This is a genomic window from Alteromonas aestuariivivens, from assembly GCF_003367475.1.
In the GTDB taxonomy this organism is placed as follows: Bacteria; Pseudomonadota; Gammaproteobacteria; order Enterobacterales; family Alteromonadaceae; genus Alteromonas; species Alteromonas aestuariivivens.
Window position 1 is genome coordinate 1 of record NZ_QRHA01000021.1, and the last position, 5,777, is coordinate 5,777.

Sequence of the window (5,777 nt, forward strand, 5' to 3'; positions counted from 1 at the left end):
GCAGAACACCAACGTTCTCACCAGCACGGCCTTCGTCCAGAAGCTTACGGAACATCTCTACACCAGTACAGGTAGTAGATTGAGTTTCGCGGATACCTACGATTTCAACGGTCTCACCAACTTTAACGATACCCTGCTCTACACGACCGGTTACAACAGTACCACGGCCAGAGATGGAGAATACGTCTTCGATTGGCAGAATGAACGGCTTGTCGATTGCACGCTCTGGCTCTGGGATGTAAGAATCCAGTGCTTCGCCCAGCTCAACAATTTTCGCTTCCCACTCGGCATCGCCTTCCAGCGCTTTCAGAGCAGAACCTTTGATTACTGGCAGGTCATCACCTGGGAATTCGTATTCGTTCAACAGTTCACGAACTTCCATTTCTACCAGCTCAAGCAGCTCTTCATCGTCTACCATGTCACATTTGTTCATGAATACGATGATGTAAGGTACGCCTACCTGACGACCCAACAGGATGTGCTCACGAGTTTGTGGCATAGGACCATCAGTCGCAGCAACTACCAGGATTGCGCCGTCCATCTGAGCGGCACCGGTGATCATGTTTTTAACATAGTCAGCGTGTCCGGGGCAGTCTACGTGCGCATAGTGGCGAGTAGGAGTGTCATATTCTACGTGTGAAGTAGAGATGGTGATACCACGAGCTTTTTCTTCTGGCGCGTTATCGATTTGATCGAATGCGCGAGCTGCACCACCGTAAGTCTTTGCCAAAACAGTAGTGATCGCTGCAGTCAGAGTGGTTTTACCGTGGTCAACGTGGCCGATAGTACCCACGTTTACGTGGGGTTTCGTACGTTCAAACTTTTCTTTTGCCATTTCTATTATCCCAGCAAAGTTAATTTTAAAAAATTCGACTTATCTTAAACAAACATGAGCTGGGGAGAAAGTGGTGCTGATAGGCAGATTTGAACTGCCGACCTCACCCTTACCAAGGGTGCGCTCTACCAACTGAGCTATATCAGCACATATAATGGAGCGGGCAGCGGGAATCGAACCCGCATCATCAGCTTGGAAGGCTGAGGTAATAGCCATTATACGATGCCCGCAATCCTAATTCTCTGGCCACCTCATAGAAAGTGGTGGAGGGGGCAGGATTCGAACCTGCGAAGGCTGAGCCGGCAGATTTACAGTCTGCTCCCGTTGACCGCTTGGGTACCCCTCCAGAGATTGATGGTGCCGACTGCCGGAGTCGAACTGGCGACCTACTGATTACAAGTCAGTTGCTCTACCAACTGAGCTAAGTCGGCACTGCATCAAGTGGGTGCGCATTCTAGAGTAATGACTTACTCCGTGCAAGGGCCTTTTTCGAAAATTTTTCTTTTTTTTATCTGACCGCTTATTTATTCTGCAATCGGATGCTTTTTCAAGCAAAAAGATCATTTTCCGCATAGCGGGCAAGGCCTTGCACCACCAAATTCGCGACGCGGATACTATCAGCCTGATCCAGACTTGTCAGCAACTTTTTACCGCCTCCGCCAATAATTATTGAAAAATCGGTTTGTTTGCTTGTTAAATAACCTACTGCGCTCAAATAAACGCCACGAAGGCTGGCCAAACAGCCAAACGCCACACAGGCTTCGGTGTCCTGCCCAGCCTCCAACTGTTCCGGAATGCGGTTATCTGCAGTTACCCTTGCGGTATTGGCAAGCAAAGCGGAACGCATAATTTCAAAGCCGGGTGATATCCAACCGCCCAAATGTTGACCATCGATAACAAAATCGCAGGTGATCGCGGTGCCACTGTCGATTACCGCAAACGCTTTTTCAGTGTATTGAGCTGCCGCAATCATCGCCAGCCAGCGGTCGACTCCCATTTTGCTGACATCCTGGTAACTGTTGGTAATGCCAAAAGCCTGCTGCTCGGATTCAATTACTCGCAATTGAATCTCGTGAATGTCGCAATATTGTTTGAGTTGCTGCGTAAATGAGGCCTGGCGCACGTTGGCCAGGTAAACGTGGCTCAGCGCGTCCATGGTGGCAATTCTGGCCATAAAGGTGGGCATATCAGCGGCTAGCGAGGGTTCCTTGTCTTTGGCCTCCAGGCTCGCGTATTTGATGCTGCTGTTACCTATATCAACCAGCAGTACAGAAGCTCTATCCGCCACGCAGGCTTACCTCACCGCCATGAAAACGGCTAATGCCATCTGCAGTCTCGACCAACAGAGCACCGCTAACATCAATGCCGCGATCGATGCCGCTGAAACGTTTTTCTCCCATTTGCAGGACGATAGTCTTATCCGCATAGAGATCCAGTGCCTGCCAAACCGGGACAAACGGCTCAAAGCCACGCTGGGTGAATTTTGGCAGCAGCTCCCACAAGGACCCGATCACTGCCGCGGCTACCGCATTTCGGTCAGGAAGTTGCCCGAGAAATGACGCCAAATCACTGTGGGGTTGGCCAACATCGTATTGGTTGTCGGGTACGCAGATATTGAGGCCAATGCCTATTACACAATGCGCCGTAGCGCCTATTTGGCCTTCCACTTCAATCAAAATGCCGGCCAGTTTCTTGCCTTGCAAATACACATCATTGGGCCATTTTAATTGGGCGTCATCAATGCCGAACTCTTTCAAGGCTTCACACACTGCTATGCCAACCAGCAAAGATAATCCGGCCATACTCTGATACCCATCCGGGAACGACCAGTACATGGACAGAGTTAAACTGCCGCCAGCCGGCGCCAGCCACGGTCGGCCGTGCCGGCCGCGACCGGCGGTTTGAATTTCTGCGATAAGAACATCACCATCGGCCATATTGTGCCTGGCGTTGACAATGCGTTTTTTCAATTCAGTATTGGTAGAAGGAACCACAGACTCCACTTCCACCACCGACAATCGCGGGTTGGGCAGGTGTTTCTTAATGGCTTCGGTATTGAGCAGTTCAAAGCGCCGATTTAAACGGTAGCCTTTACCCTTGACCTTAAATACATCCAGCCCCCACTCTGCAAGTTGGGAAATGTGGCCCGCGACGGCCGTTCTGGAAAGCCCCACCTGCTGTGCAATTACTTCTCCTGAATGAAACTGGCCGTCTGCAAGTAACGAAAGTATGTGCTGCCTGATTATTTTGGAAGCCTGTTTCATAAGTTGATTAACCCATTGTTGCCCACTAAACGAACCTCTGGCTCCAACTGGATGGCAAATTTGTCCTCTACTGCGCCCATGATTTCTTTTGCCAGTTTAATCACGTCCCCACCTTTCGCTGTGCCAAGATTGGTCAGTACCAGTGGCTGAGTGGGATGACACCTCGCTCCACCCACTACACAGCCCTTATACCCGAGCGTATCAATCAGCCAGGCCGCGGGTATTTTGAAATGACTTTCACCTACCGGAAATCCTGGTATCTGCGGATATTCCTCGCGCAAACTTGCATGGTGGAAAACCGTTACGAGCGGATTCTTGAAAAAACTTCCCGCATTACCCAGTGTAGCGGGGTCAGGCAATTTTGCGCGCCGGACCCGAATCACTTCGTCAAAGATAGCCTGTGGTGAGGGTTGGCTCAGTTTGGCCAGTTCCCCGTAGCTGCATTCAATATGATTGTCTTTTGGAAGGCAGAAATTAACATGTGTAATCAGCACCTTACCTGCCATCTCCCGCTTAAAAACACTGTCGCGATATCCGAAATCGCAATCATCCGCAGACAACACACATACCTTTTCTGAAGCGATGTCCAGATACTCGACCGACTCGATAAACTGCCCTACCTCCAGGCCATAGGCACCAATATTTTGAATCGGGCTCGCTCCAACTGACCCCGGTATCAAGGCCAGATTTTCCAATCCCCACCAACCTTGCTGTAAGCAGGTAGCGACCAGTTTGTGCCAGTTTTCACCCGCACCAACCCTAAGGTGGTGGTAAGCTGGATACTCAGTGTACTCAAGCCCTGATATGCGATTGATTAATACCGTACCGTCAAAATCATCGAGAAATACAGTATTACTGCCTTCCCCGAGCAGCCAGTAACGATTACTGTGTGACTGCGCTCGAAGAAAAGCATCCGGACTGTCAAATTCCACCAAACTATGGCATTCGGCGTTCAGCCCAAAGGTATGAAAAGATTTGAGTGATGGCATAATTCGCCGGAAATATTCAAATAGTGCGCTAATGTTAGGGGAAGCCCCGCCTAAAAAAAAGCTTTCCGTGACTCACCCAAAGCCATTTGAGGCACAATAACGCATTCCTCAACTGACATGAGCGGCCTAAAGACCATCTTGCTCCCTCTCTACGCACCTGGTGTATATGTGCAGGCACACAGCGCCATGGGCCATTCCGCTTGCGCAAATAACCCAAAGTACCAGGGTAAAGCCCATATACTGAAAAGCCAGCCAACTGAGTCCCCCTGTGCCTATGGCGCTCAAAATAGTAAGCCTAAGCAAAACCTTGTGTTGCTGGGTAATCACAAGCAAATAATTCACGAACGAGAAAGTTAATGGGCCAATAGCAAGTAACACCACCCACCTGAATATCATCGGATAACTTTCATCCTGCAATTGCAAATTGTTATGAAGGCGCCAGAATCCATCGAACAGCCCTGGCAACTGGGTAACCTGAAAAGCACAATACAACAACACCGCTCGAATGTAGGCCCGCTTTAGTAACCCATTAAGTTCCTCAAATCGTCTGGACTCGAAAAGCTCACGCCAACGATGCAAGTCAGACTGGCAAAAGGCATTATTCATTACCAACAACACTGCAAGCAGGAATGCGCTGATGGTGTAAATTGCAAGAACCCCTTGGTAACCGTAAGCTCCCAGTAAATAACGGGGTATGTTGAAATAAAGCGAGAACACCAGTGTACTTAAGGACAACGGCAATATTTGCAACAGAGACTGATACAATGGTCGCGGGATCCGGCCCTGAAACAACGCGCTATTGAGGGGAACAAGGGTAAACAAACATGATACAAGCAGTAGCGCCCATTCCACGGATCCAGTTGTGATGGCAAAGAGCATAGCAAGGAATATTGATGTTAATTTCATCCCCGCCAGATAAAGTAAATACCGGGTTTTTGACCGACGGAGGCATTGGGATAGGGGCAAATCAAACAAAAATTCAGTTGTTTTGGACAGGTAAATAGCCAGAGCCAACGTAACCAGCCCAAAGGCTACACCAATAACCAGACAAATCACCAGCCCGGCAATCAGCAATACGAGCCGTAAAGCAACTGCCTGTTCAATGGTATACCTGTCGCTACTGATAAGGTAATTGCGTGAAGGGCTGGCCAGCACCAAAGCAAGCGGCGCGAACATGGCCAGTAGAAAGCTATAGTTGGCAACGCCCTGAATATCGTTTTGGGAAGACAAGTACAGCACAGTTAACCAGGGCACAAGAAAGGCAGTTACCTGAAAGGTAAGCAACGCGTATTTAACTGATTGCGGGCCTTTTCGGGACATCCCCATTGCTGGCAAAGACTGTTTCAGAATAGTGGGCTTACGACCAAGTTAGCACACTCAGCTAATCCCAAAAACAAAAAACGCAGCTTGCGTAGCGGCTCGCCATGGAAGGCGTGACTGGACATAGCACCAGGGACGGGTGAAGAGCGGTGAGCGCAGCGAACGAGGGGTGCCGGTGGCACACCGAGAGTGAAGAACGACACGCCAGGATGGCGTGGCTGGAAGCCCCCGCATGGACGCCCGGTAATCCTCCCATTTTTAACTGACGCTAAAAGTAGAAGTTATGCTGCCATCAAAGGTGGTTTTCCACCGTTGGCTTTGTGTGGTCGTTCGTGATTGTAAAACCACAGCCACTTCGTTGCATAGTCC

Annotated in this window: 6 protein-coding genes and 4 tRNA genes; all 10 read right to left on the reverse strand. The window is 49.7% G+C overall.

The window, feature by feature from the left end; all coding sequences use genetic code 11:
• The coding region (gene tuf, locus DXV75_RS16835) for an elongation factor Tu (RefSeq protein WP_115594590.1) at nt 1–835 on the reverse strand (835 nt) is incomplete at its 3' end.
• A 71-nt stretch (nt 836–906) separates the two neighbouring features.
• Nucleotides 907–982, reverse strand: a tRNA-Thr gene (locus tag DXV75_RS16840).
• Between the two features lie 8 nt (nt 983–990).
• Nucleotides 991–1,065 (reverse strand) — tRNA-Gly (locus DXV75_RS16845).
• 31 nt (nt 1,066–1,096) lie between these two features.
• Nucleotides 1,097–1,181: transfer RNA gene (locus DXV75_RS16850), tRNA-Tyr, on the reverse strand.
• A gap of 9 nt (nt 1,182–1,190) precedes the next feature.
• A tRNA-Thr gene (locus DXV75_RS16855) sits at nt 1,191–1,266 on the reverse strand.
• A 116-nt stretch (nt 1,267–1,382) separates the two neighbouring features.
• On the reverse strand, nt 1,383–2,123 hold the full coding sequence (locus tag DXV75_RS16860; protein ID WP_115594591.1) for a type III pantothenate kinase: 741 nt from the start codon (nt 2,121–2,123) through the stop codon (nt 1,383–1,385).
• Entirely contained in the window at nt 2,113–3,099 is a 987-nt protein-coding gene (gene birA, locus DXV75_RS16865; RefSeq protein WP_115594592.1) for a bifunctional biotin--[acetyl-CoA-carboxylase] ligase/biotin operon repressor BirA, read from the reverse strand. Before birA ends, DXV75_RS16860 begins: the two co-directional genes overlap by 11 nt.
• Complete coding sequence (gene murB / locus DXV75_RS16870) at nt 3,096–4,088, reverse strand: UDP-N-acetylmuramate dehydrogenase (RefSeq protein WP_115594593.1); 993 nt, start codon at nt 4,086–4,088, stop codon at nt 3,096–3,098. Before murB ends, birA begins: the two co-directional genes overlap by 4 nt.
• A gap of 126 nt (nt 4,089–4,214) precedes the next feature.
• Nucleotides 4,215–5,408 (reverse strand): polysaccharide biosynthesis protein, encoded by a 1,194-nt coding sequence (locus tag DXV75_RS16875; protein WP_115594594.1) that lies wholly within the window; start codon nt 5,406–5,408, stop codon nt 4,215–4,217.
• Between the two features lie 281 nt (nt 5,409–5,689).
• A partial coding sequence (locus tag DXV75_RS16880; RefSeq protein WP_147291831.1) for an integrase core domain-containing protein occupies nt 5,690–5,777 on the reverse strand: 88 nt, incomplete at its 5' end.